18 protein-coding genes are annotated in these 21,207 nt (G+C 57.4%); 2 read left to right on the forward strand and 16 right to left on the reverse strand.

Annotated features, from left to right (window positions below):
- The first annotated feature begins 102 nt into the window (after positions 1–102).
- On the forward strand, positions 103–1,722 hold the full coding sequence (locus BLO97_RS09845) for an FMN-binding glutamate synthase family protein (RefSeq protein WP_092345705.1): 1,620 nt from the start codon (positions 103–105) through the stop codon (positions 1,720–1,722).
- Positions 1,723–1,763: 41 nt separating this feature from the next.
- On the opposite strand, the gene BLO97_RS09850 is transcribed toward BLO97_RS09845, so the two are convergent.
- The 8 genes from BLO97_RS09850 to BLO97_RS09885 all read right to left on the reverse strand — a co-directional run bounded on the left by BLO97_RS09850 (position 1,764) and on the right by BLO97_RS09885 (position 10,804).
- The gene (locus BLO97_RS09850) at positions 1,764–3,209 is read right to left on the reverse strand and encodes a glycosyltransferase family 39 protein (protein WP_092223420.1); all 1,446 of its coding nucleotides are present in this window, start codon (positions 3,207–3,209) and stop codon (positions 1,764–1,766) included.
- A complete protein-coding gene (locus tag BLO97_RS09855; protein ID WP_092345707.1) occupies positions 3,206–4,150 on the reverse strand; it encodes a lysylphosphatidylglycerol synthase transmembrane domain-containing protein in 945 nt (314 codons plus the stop codon). Before BLO97_RS09855 ends, BLO97_RS09850 begins: the two co-directional genes overlap by 4 nt.
- Positions 4,147–4,890 (reverse strand): SDR family oxidoreductase, encoded by a 744-nt coding sequence (locus tag BLO97_RS09860; RefSeq protein WP_092345709.1) that lies wholly within the window; start codon positions 4,888–4,890, stop codon positions 4,147–4,149. The genes BLO97_RS09855 and BLO97_RS09860 overlap by 4 nt, the downstream gene beginning before the upstream one ends.
- Positions 4,887–6,203, reverse strand: a complete 1,317-nt coding sequence (locus tag BLO97_RS09865) for an FAD-binding oxidoreductase (protein WP_092345711.1) — start codon at positions 6,201–6,203, stop codon at positions 4,887–4,889. The genes BLO97_RS09860 and BLO97_RS09865 overlap by 4 nt, the downstream gene beginning before the upstream one ends.
- A gap of 55 nt (positions 6,204–6,258) precedes the next feature.
- The gene (locus tag BLO97_RS09870) at positions 6,259–7,728 is read right to left on the reverse strand and encodes a UbiA family prenyltransferase (protein WP_092345713.1); all 1,470 of its coding nucleotides are present in this window, start codon (positions 7,726–7,728) and stop codon (positions 6,259–6,261) included.
- Positions 7,725–8,090: a GtrA family protein gene (locus tag BLO97_RS09875; RefSeq protein ID WP_092223409.1), complete on the reverse strand. Its 366-nt coding sequence runs from the start codon at positions 8,088–8,090 to the stop codon at positions 7,725–7,727. The genes BLO97_RS09870 and BLO97_RS09875 overlap by 4 nt, the downstream gene beginning before the upstream one ends.
- 169 nt (positions 8,091–8,259) lie before the next feature.
- The gene (locus tag BLO97_RS09880; RefSeq protein WP_092345715.1) at positions 8,260–9,681 is read right to left on the reverse strand and encodes an amino acid permease; all 1,422 of its coding nucleotides are present in this window, start codon (positions 9,679–9,681) and stop codon (positions 8,260–8,262) included.
- Between the two features lie 664 nt (positions 9,682–10,345).
- Positions 10,346–10,804 carry an REP-associated tyrosine transposase gene (locus BLO97_RS09885; RefSeq protein ID WP_092223403.1) on the reverse strand — a complete coding sequence of 153 codons (459 nt, stop codon included), beginning with the start codon at positions 10,802–10,804 and terminating at the stop codon, positions 10,346–10,348.
- Between the two features lie 518 nt (positions 10,805–11,322).
- Between BLO97_RS09885 and BLO97_RS09890 the strand changes: the two genes are divergently transcribed.
- On the forward strand, positions 11,323–14,433 hold the full coding sequence (locus BLO97_RS09890) for a transglycosylase domain-containing protein (RefSeq protein ID WP_092223401.1): 3,111 nt from the start codon (positions 11,323–11,325) through the stop codon (positions 14,431–14,433).
- A 144-nt stretch (positions 14,434–14,577) separates the two neighbouring features.
- On the opposite strand, the gene BLO97_RS09895 is transcribed toward BLO97_RS09890, so the two are convergent.
- From BLO97_RS09895 to BLO97_RS09930, 8 genes are all read right to left on the reverse strand, one after another.
- Positions 14,578–15,069 (reverse strand): adhesin, encoded by a 492-nt coding sequence (locus tag BLO97_RS09895; RefSeq protein WP_092223399.1) that lies wholly within the window; start codon positions 15,067–15,069, stop codon positions 14,578–14,580.
- Positions 15,070–15,123: 54 nt separating this feature from the next.
- Positions 15,124–15,615, reverse strand: coding sequence for an adhesin (locus BLO97_RS09900; RefSeq protein WP_092345717.1), 492 nt, complete (start codon positions 15,613–15,615; stop codon positions 15,124–15,126).
- Between the two features lie 39 nt (positions 15,616–15,654).
- Positions 15,655–16,149 carry a CS1 type fimbrial major subunit gene (locus BLO97_RS09905; protein ID WP_092345719.1) on the reverse strand — a complete coding sequence of 165 codons (495 nt, stop codon included), beginning with the start codon at positions 16,147–16,149 and terminating at the stop codon, positions 15,655–15,657.
- A 174-nt stretch (positions 16,150–16,323) separates the two neighbouring features.
- Positions 16,324–16,833, reverse strand: coding sequence for an adhesin (locus BLO97_RS09910; RefSeq protein WP_092223393.1), 510 nt, complete (start codon positions 16,831–16,833; stop codon positions 16,324–16,326).
- Between the two features lie 427 nt (positions 16,834–17,260).
- Entirely contained in the window at positions 17,261–17,743 is a 483-nt protein-coding gene (locus tag BLO97_RS09915; protein WP_092345721.1) for a CS1 type fimbrial major subunit, read from the reverse strand.
- A 44-nt stretch (positions 17,744–17,787) separates the two neighbouring features.
- A complete protein-coding gene (locus BLO97_RS09920) occupies positions 17,788–18,531 on the reverse strand; it encodes a pilus assembly protein (RefSeq protein WP_092223389.1) in 744 nt (247 codons plus the stop codon).
- A gap of 93 nt (positions 18,532–18,624) precedes the next feature.
- The gene (locus BLO97_RS09925; protein ID WP_092345723.1) at positions 18,625–19,860 is read right to left on the reverse strand and encodes a hypothetical protein; all 1,236 of its coding nucleotides are present in this window, start codon (positions 19,858–19,860) and stop codon (positions 18,625–18,627) included.
- 66 nt (positions 19,861–19,926) lie between these two features.
- Positions 19,927–21,192, reverse strand: coding sequence for a hypothetical protein (locus BLO97_RS09930; RefSeq protein WP_092345725.1), 1,266 nt, complete (start codon positions 21,190–21,192; stop codon positions 19,927–19,929).
- Positions 21,193–21,207: the final 15 nt, after the last annotated feature.

The following is a 21,207-nucleotide window of genomic DNA, read 5'->3' on the forward strand; positions in this document are numbered from 1 at the left end:
TCCAATTGGGGCCGCTTCGCAGCCCAGCGGGAGCAAGCTCCCTCGCCACAGGCTGAATTCCAAGCTAATGTCTCGCCAACCGCTCCCCCCCAAGGAAACCGCATGAGCCTGTCGCTGCTGAGCCGTTACGCCTTCTTCGCCGGCTGTGTCATCTTCACCCTCGCCAGCCTGCCGTTCCTGCAACACGACTGGCTCTGGCCGATGGCACTGGTGACGGGGCTGTTAAGCCTGCTGGGGCTGTTCGACCTGCTGCAAAGCCGCCATGCGGTGCGGCGCAACTATCCGATCCTGGGCAACATCCGCTACCTGGTCGAAGGCATCCGACCGGAAATCCGCCAGTACCTGCTCGAATCCGACAGCGAGGCCCTGCCCTTCTCCCGGGCCCAACGTTCGCTGGTGTACTCCCGGGCCAAGAACGAAAGCGCCGACAAACCCTTCGGCACCCTGATCGACGTCTACCAGACAGGCTTCGAATTCATCGGCCATTCCATGCGCCCGGCACCGTTGAGCGATCCCAGCGGTTTTCGCGTGACGGTCGGCGGCCCGCAGTGCACCCAGCCGTACTCAGCGTCAGTGTTCAACATCTCGGCGATGAGTTTCGGCTCCCTGAGCGCCAATGCGATCCGGGCGTTGAACCAAGGTGCCAAGTTGGGCAACTTCGCCCACGACACCGGTGAAGGCAGCATCAGCCCCTACCATCGCGAACACGGCGGCGACCTGACCTGGGAACTGGGCAGCGGTTATTTCGGCTGCCGCACCAGCGACGGGCGCTTCGACCCGGAGCGCTTCGCCGCCCAGGCACAGAACCCGCAGGTGCGGATGATTGAAATCAAGATGAGCCAGGGCGCCAAACCCGGCCATGGCGGGATCCTGCCCAAGCACAAGGTCACCCGGGAAATCGCCGAGACCCGGGGCATCCTCATGGGCGAGGATTGTGTTTCGCCGTCACGTCACAGCGCGTTTTCCACGCCGATCGAACTGATGCAGTTCGTCCAGCAACTGCGCGAACTGTCCGGCGGCAAACCGGTGGGCTTCAAATTCTGCCTGGGCCACCCCTGGGAATTCATGGGCATCGCCAAGGCCATGCTGGAAAGCGGAATCCTCCCCGACTTCATCGTGGTGGACGGCAAGGAAGGCGGCACGGGCGCGGCGCCAGTGGAATTCACCGACCACATCGGCGTGCCGCTGCGCGAGGGCCTGTTGTTCGTGCACAACACCCTGGTGGGCCTGAACCTGCGGGACAAGATCAAGCTCGGCGCCAGCGGCAAGATCGTCAGCGCCTTCGACATCGCCAGCGTCCTGGCCATCGGCGCCGACTGGGCCAACGCCGCGCGCAGCTTCATGTTCGCCATCGGCTGCATCCAGTCCCAAAGCTGCCACACCAACAAATGCCCCACCGGCGTCGCCACCCAAGACACCCTGCGCCAGCGCGCCCTGGTCGTCCCGGATAAAGCCCAACGGGTCTACAACTTCCACCGCAACACCCTCAAGGCCCTGGCCGAAATGCTCGCCGCTGCCGGGCTTGAGCATCCTTCGCAACTGCAACCCAAGCATCTGGTACGGCGGATGTCAGCGACTGAGATCAAGCTGTTTTCGCAGTTGCATGTGTTTTTGAAACCGGGGGAATTGCTCACTGGGGAGGTGAATGGGGAGTTTTATTCGCGGATGTGGCAGATGGCGCGGGCGGATAGTTTTGAGGCGAGAGAAATCGCTGCGGCCTAATCTTGCGCAACACTGAATTGCTGTGTTGCTGCAACCGCCATTCATTTTGGATCAAACTGATACTCAGTTAATGATGAGTTACCGACTATCTCTTTCCTGACCAATTTAAAATGATGTTTTTTCATATACTCCACATCAGCCTCAAATATGCCGCTCGTATTAAAAAAACAAATTCCCAGTGGTTCTTCAGCAGACTCAATATCCCTCTCCATCACACGGACACTATTTATTTTTAATGGCAAATCAAGAATCTTGGCATACCCTTGAGCCTCCACAGATACTCCCGAGTAAATTGAACGACCTGCGCATCGATCAACCATCATCCTTAGAACATCTCGCATCAGGCTTTTTGGGGGCAGTTGATTTTCAAAGCTATGAACAGGTTTATCCGCGGTATACAATGGTGTCATTGAAAAACAAAAAAAGGCAATGATCACACTATAAAAAAACACTTTATCGCGGACAAGACTGAGACCATATCCTGTCATGATCAAAAGCGCAGGCAAAACAACAATAAGATTGCGCATTGTCAATACAGGCTGAATGTAAATCGAGCGCACATAGGGAACCATCACGCAAACACCCACCCATAAAACTAATACCCATAAAGCTTCTTTCCTCTCTGTATCTCTCACTAGCTTCACAAGCCCCAACGCCATTAAAATCGCGGCAATGATGGAAAGTGATGCATTTCCAAAATACAACGTGAACAACTGAATAAAAAATGAGTCCTGCGGTGCAGGTATCCAAAACCCCTGCCGCCCAAGATTATTCTCGATGTATCCAGCACTCGGAAGTAGCGTCAGGAAAACAATCGCTCCCACCGTTAAAAATTTCAACATCATTTTCACTTGAAAAGCTTTTCGACCATAAATCAGAAAAAACAACCCAACCTGGGCGCCTACCGGCAAAAGCCCAAAGTAGTGAGTATTCACCAGCATTGCCATGACCAACGCATATAACACAACATTCAAGCTCGTAGGACTGCGCAAGAGCGAAATAAAAAATACAAATGAAAGCACAGCCAAAAGAACCAGCAACGCATACGACCTGGTTTCTTGAGAGTAAGTGATAAAATAAAAATTTACAGCCACTAACCATGAACAAATCAGCCCTGTGCGCCTATTGATCATCTGCCATCCGAGACAAAAAACACTTGGAATCAATAGAACACCAATAAAAACCGACAGATATCTCCCACTCATTTCAGTGTAGCCAAAAACCTTATAAAACAACCATAAAAGCACCTGATAGAAAGGTGGATGTACATCTATCAATGTTCTTTTATAAACGTCTATAAAGCTATTATTCGGATCACTGGTCGCTACGCTGAATGCTTCATCTACCCAAAGACCATTAACATCAATATTATGCAACCGCAAATAGCAACCGAAGAGCACTGCCCCTGCCAGGGGAAGATAAGCCGGCCATTTTTTGGTGCTCTGCCCAACGCTCATTTCTGACCTCGATTTCAGTGTCCAATTCATGATTTTTCTCGACCGATCAAGATTGCAGCCCCCAACCCCACCGCCAGCCACAACGTCACCAACCGCAACAAAACCGTCGCCGCTATCGCACTCGGCATGGCAACGCCGCCAGACGCCAGCAAAGCCACCATTACCGCTTCGGCACCGCCCAACCCGCCGGGCATGAAACTCAGCGCACCCGCCAGCATGGAAACGGCATAAATGAACATGGCAGAGGTCAGGGATACGTCCGCTTCCATGGCCTTCAAGATCCAGTAGAACGCCAACACTTCGAGCCCCCAGGCCATGAGGCTCAACAGCGTCGCGCCTACCTGGCAGCGTGGGGTGTGGCAATTGCGGGTCTGGTGCAACACTTGGATGACATAGTGCAACCATCGGGAGATCCAGCTGCGTTCCCGGTCGATGCGCCGCTCGATGCTGCCGACCAGCGCTGGATGGGCCACCAACAGTACGCCGCACGCCAGCAGCACCAGACTGGTGATGATCAACGGCAACCATTGAGGATGAACACTCAAGCCCAATAGCGCCAAAACCACCATCGCCAGCAGATCCGAAAGCCGCTCACTGAGCAACGCGGCAAAACTGTGTGCGTAAGGCACATTGCAGCGTCTTAGCAGAACGCCACGCAACGCTTCACCAGCCTTTCCTGGCGTCGTGGTCAGGGCAAATCCCGCCAGGTAGATTTTCAGGCTAGGCCAGCAGGGCAGTGAATGTCCCAGGGCATTGAGGTAAACCTGCCAACGCCAGAAACGCAGCCCATAGCCAAGCAGAACCAAGGCGACAATAGATGTCCCATGCCACCACCCGACCTGACTGATCGCCCTGCTCACCGCCGACCAGCCGCCCCAGAGGGAAATACCCAGGTACGCCAGGGCCGAACAGACCACCGAACCGATCAAGACCCGATAACGCCACCCGGAGAGCATCGGGACCTGGCTCACAGGTTTAGCCTTTTGAACAGTGACTGCGGCAATGCCCGTATCAAACACATGATCAGCGCCCAGAAAGCGGGCACATAAAGGACCGTCACCTTGCGCTCGATGCCTGCGACTATTCGCCGGGCGACGACCTCCGGCTGCGCAACTAGAAATGCCGGCAATGCCAAACCCTGGGTCATCGGCGTATCGATAAAACCGGGTTTGATGGTGATAACGTGCGCGCCCGCCTTGAACAGCCGTGCCCGCAGCCCTTCGCAAAACGTGGAAACAGCCGCTTTGGCCGAGCCATACACATAGTTGGAGGGGCGCCCCCGGTCCCCCGCGACGGAAGAGATGACCGCCAGCGTGCCGTTGCGCTGGGCGACCAACTGGTTTGCCACCAACGTCAATAATGCGATCACCGTGCTGCCGTTATTGGCGAACTCGGCCATTGCCAGCTCGACGTCCCGTTCGCACGCGGATTGATCGGGCAACGTGCCGTAGGCGATCAGGCAGATATCCACCGTGTGCAGTGTTTCCAGGCATCGCTCCAGCATGGCGCGATGCAGGGCAATGTCGTCATTGGCGTCCATGATGTAGGGCACCGCCGCGCTCGCGCCTCGTGCGCGCAGGTCCGCACAGGTTTGTTGTAGTTTTTGCTCACCTCTGGCGACCAGAAAAAACTCGCTCCCCTCGCCTGCCCAGAGCCGGGCGCAGGCATTGGCGATGGTTGAAGTCGCTCCCACAATCAGTATTTTTTTCATTGAGTGACTCGCCGCCAGAAACGGGACATCAATGCCGGGTCGCGCATGGCTTCCAATTGCTCCCAGGCGGGATAGGCTCGCTGAAAAAAGCTGGCGCTCATATGCGCATCCTTGGCCGGATACAAGCGGCCATCGGCCTCATGAACAATGGCGTCCAGATGCGGCAGCAATGTGGTGCTCAAGGCGCGGTTCTGAGGAAAATCCAACGCCAGCGACGTTCCAGGCATCGGAAAGGACAACAATCCTGGAGAGGCGATATCGCCACAACGCTTGAGTACTGCCAGGAAAGAACCCATGCCGCTCCGGGCAATGACGTTGAGCAACTCTGCCAGGGCGTCTTCGGCTACCGCTTGCGGCAATACACACTGAAACTGTTGAAATCCCTTGCGTCCATAGATTCGGTTCCAGTGCTCGATACCGTCCAGCGGATAGAAAAACGGGCTGTAGGCAATCGTCTGGGTTTTCCTGCTCGTCGGCTGCATGTGCCAATAACAACGGTTGAACACGCTCACCATGAGTGGGTTGACCAGGGATACCGGCGGCCGGACGGGCATATGCATGGCGCGAGCGGTCGGGACTTCGAGGGGTCCACTTTCGCAGTGAGCACCGAAGGTAATGACACCACGTCCCGATGCAGGTCCCGTGGCCAGGCAATCAATCCAGGCCACACTGTATTCATGCAAAGAATCGAGTTCTGCCGACAGGGCGAAGAACTCGCTCAATCGACCAAATCGCACCCGAGTCGTTTCGATCCGACTGGACTGGATTCTGCGCAGGCGAATACTGACCCAACTGATAATACCCGTCAGACCCAATCCACCGATTGTGGCCGCAAACCATTGGGGATTTTCCGTTGGCGAACACACCATCGCCGGTTGCTCGGACCTGTGCAGGCCAAAGCGCAAAACCGAATGGGCAAACGTCCCGCGGCAATGGTGATTCTTGCCATGAACATCGTTAGCCACCGCCCCGCCCAACGTCACATGGCGGGTTCCAGGCGTAACTTGCAAAAACCACCCGCGAGGAACAGCCAGCTGCAGCACTTCACCCAGGGTGACACCTGCCTCGGCGCAAACTTCTCCCGTTTGCCAATTGGCCTCGATGAACCGGTTCAAGGGACGCACGTGGACTACATGATCGCTGCCGGCCAGGCAACTGTCGCCATAGCTGCGGCCATTGCCGAACGGTAATGTCGAGCCATGTGCAATGGTCACTCGCCGCCACTGTTCATCGAGATCATTTCGCCAGGCACAAGGATGAGCGGCTTGCGGTTCAGCGGGGTATCGCCCCCACGAATTCAAGAGGAGTTTCATCGCTGGCACGATTGCGAGATATCAATGAGCCGGCCTCCGGCATCACGGCAGTCGTTCATGTCGCACTCCAGAAAACAAGACAAAACAGTGCGCCCACGATCAAGCTCCATCGGTCCTTGAGCGCAAATACCAGCGGATCATCTTTCATCAACCCGCGATGAGTGAGGATCCAGACTCGGGTAATCCAGAACAGCAACAAGGGGCAGGCAAGCCAAATGATTTGAGGGTGGTTGTATAGCGCGACAGTCGCGCTGTCGCGGATGTAGAGCGCCAGCACCATCACCGCGAGATAGCCTGAGGCCGCGCCTAACGATGACAGCATTGCCATATCGGCAGGGTAGTAATCCCGGCCACTGGTTTTATCGGTACGACCACTGCGCGAGACAACAAGCAGTTCGGTGTAGCGTTTGACCAGCGCAAGGCTCAGGAAAATAAACATGGAAAACGCTAGCATCCAGGCCGTCAGTTCCAGATTGAATACCGCGCCACCCGCAATGATTCGTAGCGTGTAGAGCAACGCCAACGTGACCACGTCCAGTGTCATGACCCGCTTTAACTTAAGCGAATAGGCCAAGGTCAAAACATAGTAGAACGCCAGCACCACGACAAATTGCGGAGGCAGCCACCACCAGGCGCCCCCAAGGGATACGATCAACAGCAGAGGACAAACCATCAGGCCGGATTTAATCGAAAGCTGCCCGCTGGCAAAGGGCCTGGTGCATTTGGTTGGATGCCCGCGATCGTCTTCCAGATCCAGCAAGTCGTTAAGTACATAGACGCCGGATGCACATAACCCGAAGAGCAGAAATGCCAGCAGGCCATGCCAGAACAACAGCGGATTAGCGATCTGATGCGCGGCCAGTAAAGGCACGAAAATCAGCGCATTCTTTACCCACTGATGAATGCGCAACGCCTTGCGCCAAGCGCCGAACCCCGTCACACCAGAACGGATCGGTTGCACAATGTTGTCCAGACTTTTGACCCCGAGCAAGACAGACGCCGAGGCATTGACAACATAGGCATATCTGGCAGAACGCCAGATTTTCAGATCTTCCAGTGAATTGCCGACGTAATCGAATCCTCGTTCACCGAACTGCTCGATCAATAAATCACGCTTGTGATGACCTGACAGATTGCACTCCAGCCGGGTCGCGAATATGTCGTCGAACATCTGCAAATGCTCGCCGATCCGCCGCGCCAATGAGTGATAGCTGGCAGTGGCCAGCACGATTTTGCGCCCCTGGCGGCGCTGCTCCTCAATCATGGCCAGCACGTCGGGGTCGTAAGGCAGCAGGCTGACATCGATATACGTCGATTGAGCCAGTTGTTTCTTCAGGTACGCCTTGCCTTGAGCGAGCCAACCCAAAAGGCTGAGGCATCGCCACGGTTGACTACGAACGAAAGCCATCATGCATTCAAAAAGCACATCGGACTTGAGGAGCGTTCCGTCCAGATCGACGACGAAGGGAATCACAGACCCAGGACTTTTAACGGTTGGCTGCAAGGCTTGCTGAGACGTGCTCATGTCCGATGATGACCATGAAGCCATTTAAACCGGAAAAAGCCGTACCCCATCGACAAACTCAGCAATGAATATGAAACCAGGGTCGTCCACCCAGGAGAATTCCAGGCATCACCGATCGAGCCGATACCATAACTCAAGGCGCCCATCACGCCATTCAACAACACATACCCGCGCCATGACTCCCCAGGCTCGAAGATGTAAAGCGCATTCAAATAAAACGAAAACGCCGCAGCCACACAAAACGCCGCGAGGTTACTGGTCGCTTGGGGTAGTCCAGCAGCGCCGTAGCACACAAAAAACACCTGCCAATGAATCAATCCATTAACAAGCGCGATAACCAGCAAAGCAGGAAAATCTTTCATCGTGATGCCTTGCCATATCCCAAGTGGCGGGCTTTAAAGCTATGCCATGGTACCGGACCGATCTACTGTCAGAACTTACAGGTCAAACACTGATTTCGACGGACGGTCAGTCACCCCCAAAAAAAAGCCCCGGTCATCTGACCGAGGCTCTCTTTACATCACCCTCAACTTACGAAGCTGAACGCACCGCCCCCTGCCCATCACCGGTCGGTTGCAACTTGAAGGTGTAAAACAACACTGTCAGCAGCACCAGGAACGCCGGGCCGACATAAAGCGCCACGCGAGTGTCCGGGAAGTACGCCATCAGGCCCACCACCAGCACCAGGAACGCCAGCGCCAGGTAGGAACTGACCGGGTACAGCCACATGCGATATTTCAGCGCCGCACGTTCCGAAGCGCTCAGGCTTTTACGGAATTTGAGCTGGGCCAGCAGGATCATCACCCAGGTCCAGATCGCGCCGAAGGTGGCGATGGAGGTCACCCAGACGAAGACTTTCTCTGGCACCAGGTAGTTGAGCAGCACGCCCAGCAGCAACGCGGCGATGGACAACAGCAAGGCGCGGCGCGGCACGCCGTTGGCCGAAGTGGTGGCAAAACCGGCCGGGGCCTGGCCATTCTGCGCCAGGCTGTAGAGCATCCGCCCGGTGCTGAAGATGCCGCCGTTACAGGACGACAGCGCGGCGGTGATCACCACGAAGTTGATGATGCCGGCGGCGGTCTTGATGCCCAGGCGCTCGAAGGTCATCACAAACGGGCTGCCCTGGGTGCCGATCTCGTTCCACGGGTAGATCGACAGGATCACGAACAACGCGCCGACGTAGAACAGCAGGATCCGCCAGAACACCGAGCCGATGGCGTTGGGGATGGTTTTCTGCGGGTTCTTCGCTTCGCCGGCAGTCAGGCCAATCATCTCCACGCCCAAGTAGGCGAACATCACCATCTGCAGGGACATCAGCACACCCTGCACGCCGTTGGGCATGAAGCCGCCGTGGGCCCATAGGTTGGAAATGCCCAGGGCTACACCGTCGTTGCCGAACCCGAAGGCGATGATGCCGACGCCGCCGATGACCATGGCAATGATGGTGACAATCTTGATCAGGGCGAACCAGAATTCGAACTCACCGAAGGCCTTGACCGCGATCAGGTTGATCGAGCCCATGCTGACCAAGGCGGCCAGGGCCCAGATCCAGCGGGGCACATCGGGGAACCAGATGCCCATGTACACCGCCACCGCGGTGATCTCCGCCACGCAGGTTACCAGCCACAGGAACCAGTAGTTCCAACCGGTCAGGAAGCCGGCCAGCGGGCCGAGGTAGTCCTGGGCATAGCGGCTGAACGAGCCGGCCACCGGGTTGTGCACGGCCATCTCGCCGAGGGCGCGCATGATCACCAGGATCGCCAGGCCGCCAATGATGTAGGACAGCATGATCGCCGGGCCGGCCATTTCAATGGCCTTGGCCGAGCCGAGGAACAGCCCGACACCGATGCAGGCGCCAAGCGCCATCAGGCGGATGTGCCGCTCACCGAGCTCACGTTTGAGCGGACCACCCTGAGCGGTCTCGCCATGGGGCAGATGATTGCCGACAGCCATAGGGATACAACCTCGTCTTGTTATTGGATTGACCACCGAGTCTCCAAAGCCGCAGGTCGATAAGCCTGCCACTTTGCCGAAACCAGTCTGTTTCGTGGACAGACCGTCCTGTGAACAGCGCCCTCAGGATCAGCGGGCCGTGCAGTATAAAAAGCCAGGGATAGAGAGATTCACTGTAAAACCGGGGAAATTCAGGGAGAAACCTCAGTAGAAACCGTGTTTCCGGAGATGCATTATCTGGACGACAGACCTTTCCGAAAGCGCCGCCGAGTATTGCACAGGGAGGGTGCAGCGTCATGTCTGGGCGCGGGGCGATGGCTCTGGCACAAGGCTTTCAGGCATCGCAGCCCTGTAGTGAGGATTCCCCTGTGACAAGGGGTTCACTTGTGGCAAGGGATACACCTGTGGCAAGGGATACACCTGTGGCGAGGGGATTTATCCCCGCTGGGCTGCGCAGCAGCCCCCTACGGCATCCAGGTATGTCTGAAAGATCCAGTTGTCTGCATTGGGGCTGCTTCGCAGCCCAGCGGGGATAAATCCCCTCGCCACAATAACCTCACCATCACAGATAATCTCCCCCATCGCAGATTAAATCTTTATCAGATAATTCTCCTCACCACAGGGAATCCGTGTTCCTCGGTCCAGACAGGGAGCATGAGGCGCTTCAAGGCCATGCAGTATCCCAGAGAGGGTAATCGCCAATACATTCCACCAGCCCAGCCCGTAGCGGATTATCAATGATGTAGTCGGCGAAGGGCCGCAGCTCTTCATTGTCACGAATCGCGCGATCATGGAAGCCGCTTTGCCAAAGCGGGCCAGAGGTTTTACTCATGTTATTGACGCGATGGGTGCATCGAGCTTTGGTGGCACCGATGACACGACTCAGATGGCCGTCGTGGAGTTGCAGCAACCAGTGAAAATGATCCGGCATCACCACCCAGGCTAAAGAGTTCACCAGGCCAGAATCATGGGCGTATTTGAATTCTGTAACCAACAATCTTCCAACCTTCCAGTTGGAAAAAACAGGACGGCGCTGATGAGTAACGGCTGTCACCAGATAGGCGCGTCCCTGCTCCGAATAACGTCCTCGACGCAGGCGATGTGAATTGGGGCGTGGATGCATTCCTTACTTCCTTTAAGAGGGTTTGGATGCAGCGTAGCCATGCTGTTGGTTGATCGACGCTGAGAAGGTCGAGCGAATATTCCGAAGTGGTCGTAGTACTTGTGGCTAGGACATTTATCTGTGACAGGGGATGTGTCTGTGGCAGGAATGTATCTGTGACAAGACATTTATCTGTGGCGAGGGGATTTATCCCCGCTGGGCTGCACAGCAGCCCCCAACTGCAACCCCGATATGCCTGGATAATCGCGTTGCCTGCATTGGGGCTGCTTCGCAGCCCAACGGGGATAAATCCCCTCGCCACAGATAAATACCTCCTCACCCACAGATAAATACCTCCTCACCCACAGATAATTACCTCCTCACCCACAGATAAATCTCTCCTGGTCACAAAGTCGTTGCCACAAAGGAATGCCACTGGCCATGACAGACCGCCACCCACAATTTCCCCTCCCCCCACGCCAACCACCGTCTAAGCTTCAAGCAAGTCCGATCAATCTGCGTGAATGGATCAGTCGACTATGGGCGCTTTGTGGCAAACCGATTCGAATGAACCTGTGGTCCCGACTGAACGTATGGAAGAAGCGCCTTTACCTCAAAAAAAACGCCGCGCCCGGCATGGCTGGCGGGCGTTCTGGTTGTTGTTGCTGATTATCGTCGTGGTGGTCGGCCTGGCGGTGGCCAAGGAAATGCGCACCTCGCGCTTCCAGGCCCGGGAGATCAGCAAGTACGCCGCGTCGCTGAGCTATTCGGTGCAACCAGGGCCCAGCGATGCCATCATCTACCCGGGTGCAGGCCCGTTCGATCGGCGGTTGGGCTACAGCTCGCTGGGGGAGTTTTTACCGCGGTTGCTCAAGCGCGACTACGTTATCCAGGCCCAGGCCCGTTTCTCACCGGCCTTGATGGATTACGTCGAAAAAGGCCTGTTCGTGCCCTACGCCGAAAAGATCCAGGCCGGGCTGACCATCACTGACTGCCGCGCCGCGCCGGTGTATCAGTTCAAGTATCCGCAGCAGTTGTACGCCAATTTCGATGCTATCCCACCGGTAGTGGTGCAAAGTCTGTTGTTCATCGAGAACCGTTTCCTGCTCGACCCCAAGCAGCCCTTGGCAAACCCAGCGGTAGACTGGCCGCGTTTCGCCATGGCGGCCTGGTCGCAAATGGCCAAGCTGTTGAGCTTGCCGGGACAATCCGCCGGCGGCAGCACGTTGGCGACGCAGTTGGAAAAATACCGTCACTCCCCCGAGGGCCTAACCGTGTCGGGCGGGGAGAAAATCCGCCAGATGATTTCCGCCAGCGTGCGGGCCTATCAGGCCGGCCCGCAAACCCTTGAGGCGCGGCAGCGGATCATCCGCGACTACCTCAACAGCGTACCGCTCTCGGCCGTGCCGGGGCACGGTGAAGTCCACGGCATGGCGGAGGGCTTGCGGGTTTGGTACGGCGCCGATTTCAAGCGGGCCAATGAGCGCCTGTCCAGTGCCGCCAACGACCCCAAGAGTCTGGCGGAAAAAGGCCTGGCCCTGCGGGAAATGCTGTCATTGATGATCGCCCAGCGCCGCCCGTCCCATTACCTGTCCAAGGGGCACGAAGAGCTGGCGCGCCTGACCGACAGCCATATCCGGCTGTTGGCGCAGAACGGCGTGATCGATGCGGCACTGTCGGAGGCGGCACTGGCGAGCCAGGTCAGCTATCGCGACTGGGTCCAGGACCCGACCGTGCAACCCAACGAAACCAACAAAGGCATCAGCGCCGCCCGCAGTCGCCTCGCCACGCTGCTCAATCGTCCGCTGTACGACCTCGATCGCCTGGACCTCTCCGCCACCAGCACCTTGCAAAGCGACTTGCAGGCCCAGGCCACCGAGTACCTCAAGCGCTTGGCCGACCCGGCGTTCGCTGCCGAGATCGGCCTGATGGGCGAACGCTTGCTAACCCCCACCAGCACCACCCAGGTGCGCTACAGCTTCACCCTGCTGGAACTGACCCCCGACGGCTCGCGGGTACGGGTGCAAACCGACAGCACCGACCAACCTTTCGACATCAATGAAGGCAGCAAACTGGAACTGGGCTCCACCGCCAAGTTGCGAGTCCTCACCACGTACCTGCAGATCATCGCCGAGCTGCACGAGCGGTATGCCGAGCAGACCCCGGCGGCGTTGAAGAAGGCCGATATCGCCGAACAGGATCGCCTCTCGCGCTGGGCCGTCGACTATTTGATCCAGAACACCGACCGCAGCCTGCCGAAGATGCTGGAGGCGGCCCTGGACCGCACCTATTCCGCCAGCCCCGGCGAGGCGTTTTTCACCGGTGGCGGCCTGCACACCTTCCACAACTTCCGCAACGAGGACAACGGCCGCAACCCGACCCTGCGCGACGCCCTGCGCGAGTCGATCAACCTGCCGTTCATTCGCCTGATGCGCGACCTGGTGCGCTACGCCACCTATGCCGGCCCCAATAACAGTTCCGAGCTGCTCAAGGACGACAAGGACCCGCGCCGCCAGGAATACCTGGCCCAGTTCGCCGACCGCGAAGGCACTTCGTTCCTGCTCAGGTTCTGGAAGAAGTATCAGAAAAAGGACACCAGCCAACGCCTGGAAACCTTCCTCGACGGAATGCGTCCCACGGCGATCCGCCTGGCGGCGGTGCACCGCTACTTCTTTCCCGGCGACAGCCAGGAAAGCTTCAACCTGTTCGTGCGCTCGCACCTCAAGTCGGTCAAGAACCCCGAGAAGCTCACCGACGAACGCCTGGAACGGCTCTACCAGAGCTACGGCCCCGGCGCCTATGACCTGCCGGACCAGGGTTTCATCGCCAAGGTCCATCCACTGGATTTATGGTTGATGGGCTACCTGCTGAATAACCCCGACGCCAAGTTCAGCCAGATCGTCAAGGCCAGTGAGTTCGAGCGCCAGGAAGTCTACAGTTGGCTGTTCAAGAGCCGGCACAAGAGCGCCCGCGACAGCCGCATCCGCACCATGCTGGAGATCGAAGCCTTCCTGGATATTCACCAGCGCTGGCAGAAAGTCGGCTACCCGTTCGATCACCTGGTGCCGTCGCTGGCCACCGCCATCGGCAGCTCCGGCGACCGCCCTGCCGCCCTTGCCGAGCTGGTAGGCACCATTCTCAACGACGGCATCCGCCAACCGGCGCTGCGCGTCGACAGCCTGGACTTTGCCGTCAACACGCCCTACGAGACACGGCTGGTGAGCAACCCGGATAACGGCAAGCGCGTGATGCCGGTGGAAGTGGCCCGGGCCCTGCGCGGCGCGCTGTCCCAGGTGGTGGATGCCGGCACCGCGAAACGCGTGGCCGGCAGTTTCAAACTGGCCGACGGCACACCGCTGGCCATGGGCGGCAAGACCGGCACCGGCGACAACCGCATCGAAGCCATCGGCTCGGGTGGGCGGGTGATCAGTTCCAAATCGATCAACCGCACCGCCACCTTCGTCTTCTACATCGGCGACAGCCATTTCGGCACACTCACCGCCTATGTCCCGGGCGCCTCGGCACAGAACTTCAAATTCACCTCGGCCTTGCCGGTGCAGGTGCTCAAGGGTATGGCGCCGTTTCTCTCGCCGTACTTGCAGCCGGGCAGTCATACCCAGTGCAAGCCGTTGGTGGCAAGCCAACCATAACCCCTGTGGCGAGGGAGCTTGCTCCCGCTGGGGCGCGCAGCGGCCCTGAAACCTGACGACGCGGTGGATCAGAGTGATTACGAGGCCCTTCAGGGGGGCCGCTTCGCAGCCCAGCGGGAGCAAGCTCCCTCGCCACACAAAAAATCACAGAGTTACACGGGGTACCGCATCGAAGATGACAGTGAAGTTCGCGGTATACAGGCCAGGAATGCGATCGATAGGCGAATGACTCGCATGGATGAACATCTCCACCTGGGTCCCAGGCGTGGATGTGGCGTCGTCTACTACTTCTCGAGGCACCTCGTTCAAGAATACGTCGTTGAAAAAGACGCGCAGAGGTATGCGCAAGCGACCATTAGACAAAAAAGAGCCCCCCTCAATGTAGGCATGAATCGAGCCATCGGTATTCTTCACATCAAAGGTCTGGCGTATGGTGCTCAAGTCGTAGTTTACAGTGTTGTAATACATGTACTCATCTTTACCAAAATCCGGATTGCGTGGCTGCACATGAAATTGCTTGTTCGGAATATTTGCGGTGATATGAATCGGTGCGCGGGCATCATCAGCGGCCAATACCAACGAAGGGCTCAGGGCTGCAACAACAAGGGCTGTTACGGACACGATTTTGTTTAACATACTTTTTCCTTCTGATTAATGAAACGAAGTGGAGACTCCCCGTGGCACGGTGAGTTACTGGGTGACCCGAGGGACCGCGTCGAAGACCACGGTGAATTGGCCGGTGTACAAACCTGACTGCATGGGACTAATCGGGAACGGCGCAAAGATGCGCATCTCAGCCGTCGTACCGGGCGTGGACGTGGCGTCATCCACCACTTCCTGCGGTGTTTCTTGCACGTGAACATTGTTGAACATTACAACAGTGACAATCGGATACTTGTCACCGTGCAGCCAGGAATCCCCTTCAAGGTAGGCATGGACCGAACCGTCGGTATTCTTTACATCAAAGATCTGGCGCACCGGAGACAACATTCTGGTCACAGTATTGAGGTGCATGACCTCGTCCTTACCAAACTCCGGATCCCGTGGCATCACATGAAACTGCTTGTTCGGAATGTTCGCCGTGATATGAATGGCTGCGCGAGCATCATCCGCCGCCAATACCCATGAAGGGTTCAAGGCTGCAACGACCAAGGCCGTAAAGGACACTGTCTTCTTAAACATGCTGAATTTTTCTTATGAGTAATGAAACAAAAATACAGATCAGAGGCTAACCCGAGGGACCGCGTCGAAGACCACGGTAAATTGTCCGGTGTACAAACCAGTCTGTTCCTGGGGATTGATCGGAAACGCCGTGGAGATGTGCAACTCTACCGTCGTACCTGGGGTGGATGTTACGTCATCAACCACTTCCTTCGGCAAGTGGTTCAGATAAACGTTGTTAAACACAACAGCAATGGGGATCGAGTTACGGCCGTTGAACAGATCGGGGCGCCTATCAATGTAGGCATGGACCGAACCGTCGGTGTTCTTCACATCAAAGAGCTGGCGCACCGGGGACAATGCGCTAGTCACAGGGTTGTAATGCATGACCTCGTTCTTACCAAACTCCGGATCCCGTGGCATCACATGAAACTGCTTGTTCGGAATATTCGCCGTGATATGAATGGCTGCGCGAGCATCATCCGCCGCCAATACCCATGAAGGATTCAAGGCTGCAACGACCAAGACCGAAAAAGATACTATTTTCTTAAACATGCTGAATTTTCTTATAAGTAATGAAATGAAATACAACACCCGTGGCGAGGGGATTTATCCCCGCTGGGCTGCGCAGCAGCCCCCGCAAAAAGCACCCAAACTAACCTGGATACACGGTGATGGCTTTTAGGGCTGCTTCGCAGCCCAACGGGGATAAATCCCCTCGCCACTAAATCAGCGGGTGACCCGAGGCACCGCGTCGAAGATCACGGTGAAGTCAGCGTTATACATACCGGGAGAGAGTGGGCTTGTAGGCGAGTTCGCAACCATGATTAGCATCTCCGCCTGGGTACCCGGTGTGGACGTGGCATCGTCCACGACTTCCTGAGGCAGGTTGTCCAGAGGTACACCGTTGAATACCGCCCTCAGGCTTACATGATCCACTCCGTTGCTCAGATAGATGGCACCTGTGCTGTTACCATTCTCAACATAGGCATGGACGGAACCGTCGGTGTTCTTCACATCATATATGTGGCGCAAAGGCGTAAATCTGTAGGTCATGGGGTTGTAGTACATGTATTCATCCTTGCCGAAATCCGGGTTGCGGGGCTGCACATGGAACTGCTTGTTCGGGATTTTCGCTGTGATGTGGATAGATGCGCGGGCATCATCCGCCGCCGACACCCATGAAGAACACAGGGCTACAACAACCGAGGCCGTGACGGGCACTATTTTTTTTAACATTGTTTGATACCTCTTCTGAGTAATAAAACGACATGCGGACTCCCTGTGGCGAGGGAGCTTGCTCCCGCTGGGTGGCGAAGCCGCCCCACGCTTTTCCAACCAACTGGATACCTCTGACTTGCCATCTTTGCGGCTGCTGCGCAGCCGAGCGGGAGCAAGCTCCCTCGCCACATAAAGCCAGTCAGCCAACTAACCCGTCAGCCGCCCGATCTTGTGAATTACCCCCCTAACTCCCCCATCCAGCTCGGCATCAAGGCCGGGAATTACCCACTCTGTAAGCTATCGGGCTCGTGTGGCGAGGGAGCTTGCTCCCGCTGGGTGGCGAAGCCGCCCCACGCTTTTCCAACCAACTGGATACCTCTGACTTGCCATCTTTGCGGCTGCTACGCAGCCGAGCGGGAGCAAGCTCCCTCGCCACAAAAGCCAGTCAGGGCGCAACCGCATCGAACACCATGTGCACCGTGCCGTAGTAATCACCCGACCTGTATCCATCACCGGGCTTGATCGCGGCGATTTCCAGGGGCACCTGGCGTCCGGGCCTGGCTTCGAGCGCCGTCACGACCTGGGTCGAGTCCAGGGTCAGTTCGACCTCGTTGAACTTCACCCGCAAGTCGATCCGCTCGCGGCCATTGGATAAATAGGCCTCCTCGGCCAGGCGCGCACCGATGCCGCCCGTGGTGTTCTTCACCTCATACGTCGCCCGCAGCGAACCGAGCTCGCCGGTGATGGAGCTGAAAGGCAGCCGTTGCTCACGCTGGACCAGTTGCGGGTCGAGGGGCAGCACAAAAAAATCGACCGTCGGGATGGTCACGTGGAGTTCGAAGGTTTCCCGCTCGACCGCTCCCCAGGCCGAAACCCAGGGCAGCATCAGCGCGGTCAACGCAAGAGGGCGTAGCAGTGTCTTGGACATATTGATTACCTGTGGCGTCTGCGACGGTTCGGCGACGACAACCGTCAACCCTTGATCTCGACGGCTTGGCTCTTGCTGCCCTCGATCAGCGTGAAGCGGTACTCACGCCCCGCCTCCTTGTCGAAGGAAAACGTGCGCCCGGCCATGACGTGGTGCTTGGTCGTCGGGCGGCAGTCGCTATCCGTCTTCGCGTCGCAATCCTTGAACTCATCGATCACCACGACGCTGTTGCCGTTGTTGCGCATCAGGTAGCGATTGGCGCTGTCATCGATCACGGTCTCGAAGCGGGTGTTCTTGGGCCGCACGAAAAACACCGTGCCGTAGCCCGCCAGGACCTTGACCCCCGCCGCCACCCGCTCCTTCTTGTACGCTTCGCGTTCCTCGGCGCTGACGGCAAATTCATCCTCGGCTTCCGGCACCACCGGCACGAAACGCACCCGGAAATAGCGCTCCTTGTCGCGGTTGCCCATGAACAGCAACCGGGTGCCCTGCATGCCGTTGGCCGGCACGATCAGCCGCGCCGGGCTGGCCATCAGGCCATCCTTGGAGGTGGCGCCGGCCTGGTTCTCCAGGGGCAATTCCTGGTAGCTGCCGTCCTCGTTGTAGACGATCTCCAGAATGTTGACCTTGACGAATGCCGTGGACGTTCCGCCGTTGAACACCCGCTTCATGTAGGTGCTTTTGTCGCCGTCGAGATAGTCGTAGACCACCCCGACACCAATCTGCGGCCCGGCCTGGGCCATGCTGCAAAACAGAAGAAAACCAACCCATGCCACTAGATGCTTCATCACTTCTCTTAACCTCATGTATTAAACGCAACTCACTGCACATTGCTGACTGAATAGGGCTCGCCGAACACCGCCGGACGACACGCCGTCGTTTCAAACCTCTGAATCCCAGATCACCGTGACGGCGCCGGTATAAGTGTCAGGCGCGCGATCGAGCATCGCCGCGACACTGACGCTGCGGATCTGGAAATGCAGGGTTGCGGGCTTGCGATCGATGTACCTGACCGGGAGAAATCGAACGGGATTGCCAAAGCTTCCAACAGGCACCGTTCGACGGTTGACCGGTGTCCCGTCAGGATTGGTCAAGCCGTCGGGCAGCGTCACATAGACATCCACCGGGTAATAGATAGCGGAACCCGGCGCCGTTACACCGCACTCGGTGCCGGCCATGTAGCGGCATTCGAGCTTCATCGTGAACGGCGAAGACGTCGAGATGTGGAACTGATGGTCGCGAAACAGCACCGTCGGTTTGCTGCCGTTGCTCAACCACGCCTTCCAGCCCTCTCGAGGCTCCAATTCCACCCGGTTTCCCCCCGGTGGAATTTCAACCTTGAGGACATGCTCGACATCCAGGGTGAAATTGAGCGTGAGCGCCGAATCATTGGGGCGCACGACGTCACCGAAGTCAAAATCCTGGCCCGGTCCGATGCCGAGCGTCAGCGAGCCCCGGTACTGGCCGCCTGTCATTTGCAAAGGATTGGGCGTGCGCAGCTCGTAGGCAAAGCTCAGGCCCTGGTATTCGAACTGAGGGATCAGGTAGCGGGCCGGTTTGGCACAGGCGTCTTCTACCGGTGTCTTCCAGAAGAACCAGGCGTGGGAAAGGGTCGCCCCCTGCCTCACACAGGGCGTCGGGGCTTGCCACCAGGTCGAGCCGAAGATCATGTTGTAGGCGGTTTCGTCACTCACGCCGCCACCGACAATCTCAGCGGGGCTGGGGCTCAGCCCGATCGCCCCGCCCAGGCCGACAACGCGAAACTCGAGGGTTTCGGTATGGCCTGTACCTGAATGGGTCACCTGTACCGTACGCCAGTTGGCCGGTGCCTTGAGCATCGCACCTTGCCGGCTATCTTCATGATTGGCCTGGATCGGCCCCCCTGAGGCGCCCGTACCCAATATCAGGCTGAATATCCCGGCCGACTGGCACAGCACGACGAATTGCTCGCAATAACCGCTGTTTCGAGTGGTATTGACGAACTTATTCTCGTGAGGCTTTGCGCTGTCCGCTCTGAATTGCGCGGTGATGTCCACCGTGGCGGCATGGACAGCCGGCACGCAGGCCAACCCAAGCGCGGCAGCCATACCGCTTGCCCGTTTTCTCGAAAGCTTCATCTATGCAACCTCCTGTAGCAGAGCGAATCGTGGCGGAGAAAAACAGCCGTTGACCGAACCCAGGGTTCAGACTTCCGAATCCCAAATCACCGTGACGTTGCCGCTATACGCCTTGGCGCCGGTGTCCAGCATCGCTTCGACCTGGCTACGGCCAACTTCGAAGTGCAGGGTTCCCGAGCGGCGATCGACATAGAAGCCCGGCTGGAACAGCTCGGTACCACTGCCATCAAGCCTTAGCTGACGACGGTTGACCGGTTGTCCGGCGGCGTCGGTCAAGCCATCGGGCAGGGTCACGCTGACGTCCACCGGCACGGCATGACCGCTGCCGGTTTCGGTGATCGCGCAGGTATTGCCGCTGACGTATTGGCATTCGAGCCCCATCTTGAAACGGGAGGAGGCTGAGATGTGGAAGCGCTGGTCACGGAACAGCCGGGTCGGTTTTTGCCCCTGGTTCAACCAGGCTTGCCAGCCGCCTTGGGGGACCAATTCGACGCGGTTGCCGCCGGGGGGTATTTCGACCTTGAGGGTGTGTTCGACGTCAAGTTTGAAGTTGAGCGTGAGAGCCGAATCGTTGGGGATCACCACATCGCCCATATCAATGTCCTGTCCCGGACCAACGCTATAGGTCAGCGACCCGGTGTATTGGCCGGACGACATCTTCAATGGGTTGGGTGTGCGCAGTTCGTAGGCAAAATCCAGGTGGGTATAACTCATGCTGGGGATCAGGTAACGGGATGTTTTGGCGCACACATCTTCTACTGGAGTCTTCCAGAAAAACTCGTAATCCGTAGCGGTGTAAAAACCTACACCACTGTATCGACAGGGCGCAGGAGCATATACCCAAGTATGCGAAACACCGCCCCAGAGTCTTTGATGAGCGGTGAGGACGTCTACGCCCCCACCTACCACATTGACCACGCCAGCAGGGATTCGGTATTTCGAGCCGAGACCGGAAAAGCGTACTTCAACGGTTTCGGTTTCACCGGTACTCGCATGGGTCACCCGTGCCGTACGCCAGTTGGCAGGTACTTTAAACATTGCACCCTGACGAGCACTTCCATGATTGGCCTGAATGGGACCGGCCGAATTGAAAGTCATGGGTAATCGAATGCTGAAGGTCTTTGTAGCCTTGCACTCCGACGGATGACTTGCACAGTAACCACTGACCGGAGTGGTGTTGAGAAATACATTTTCTTGGGGCTTCGCAGGGTCAGGCCTGAAAATCGCACTGATATCCTGCGTCAATGCACTGGCCGTTGGTGAGCCAGCAAGAAGCGAGGCAAACAACAGCACCGAAGCCACGCTGCGCACGGACACCGATAAAGGTTTCATCTATACAACCTCATA

Source organism: Pseudomonas sp. NFACC05-1 (assembly GCF_900100135.1).
Taxonomy (GTDB): domain Bacteria; phylum Pseudomonadota; class Gammaproteobacteria; order Pseudomonadales; family Pseudomonadaceae; genus Aquipseudomonas; species Aquipseudomonas fluorescens_Q.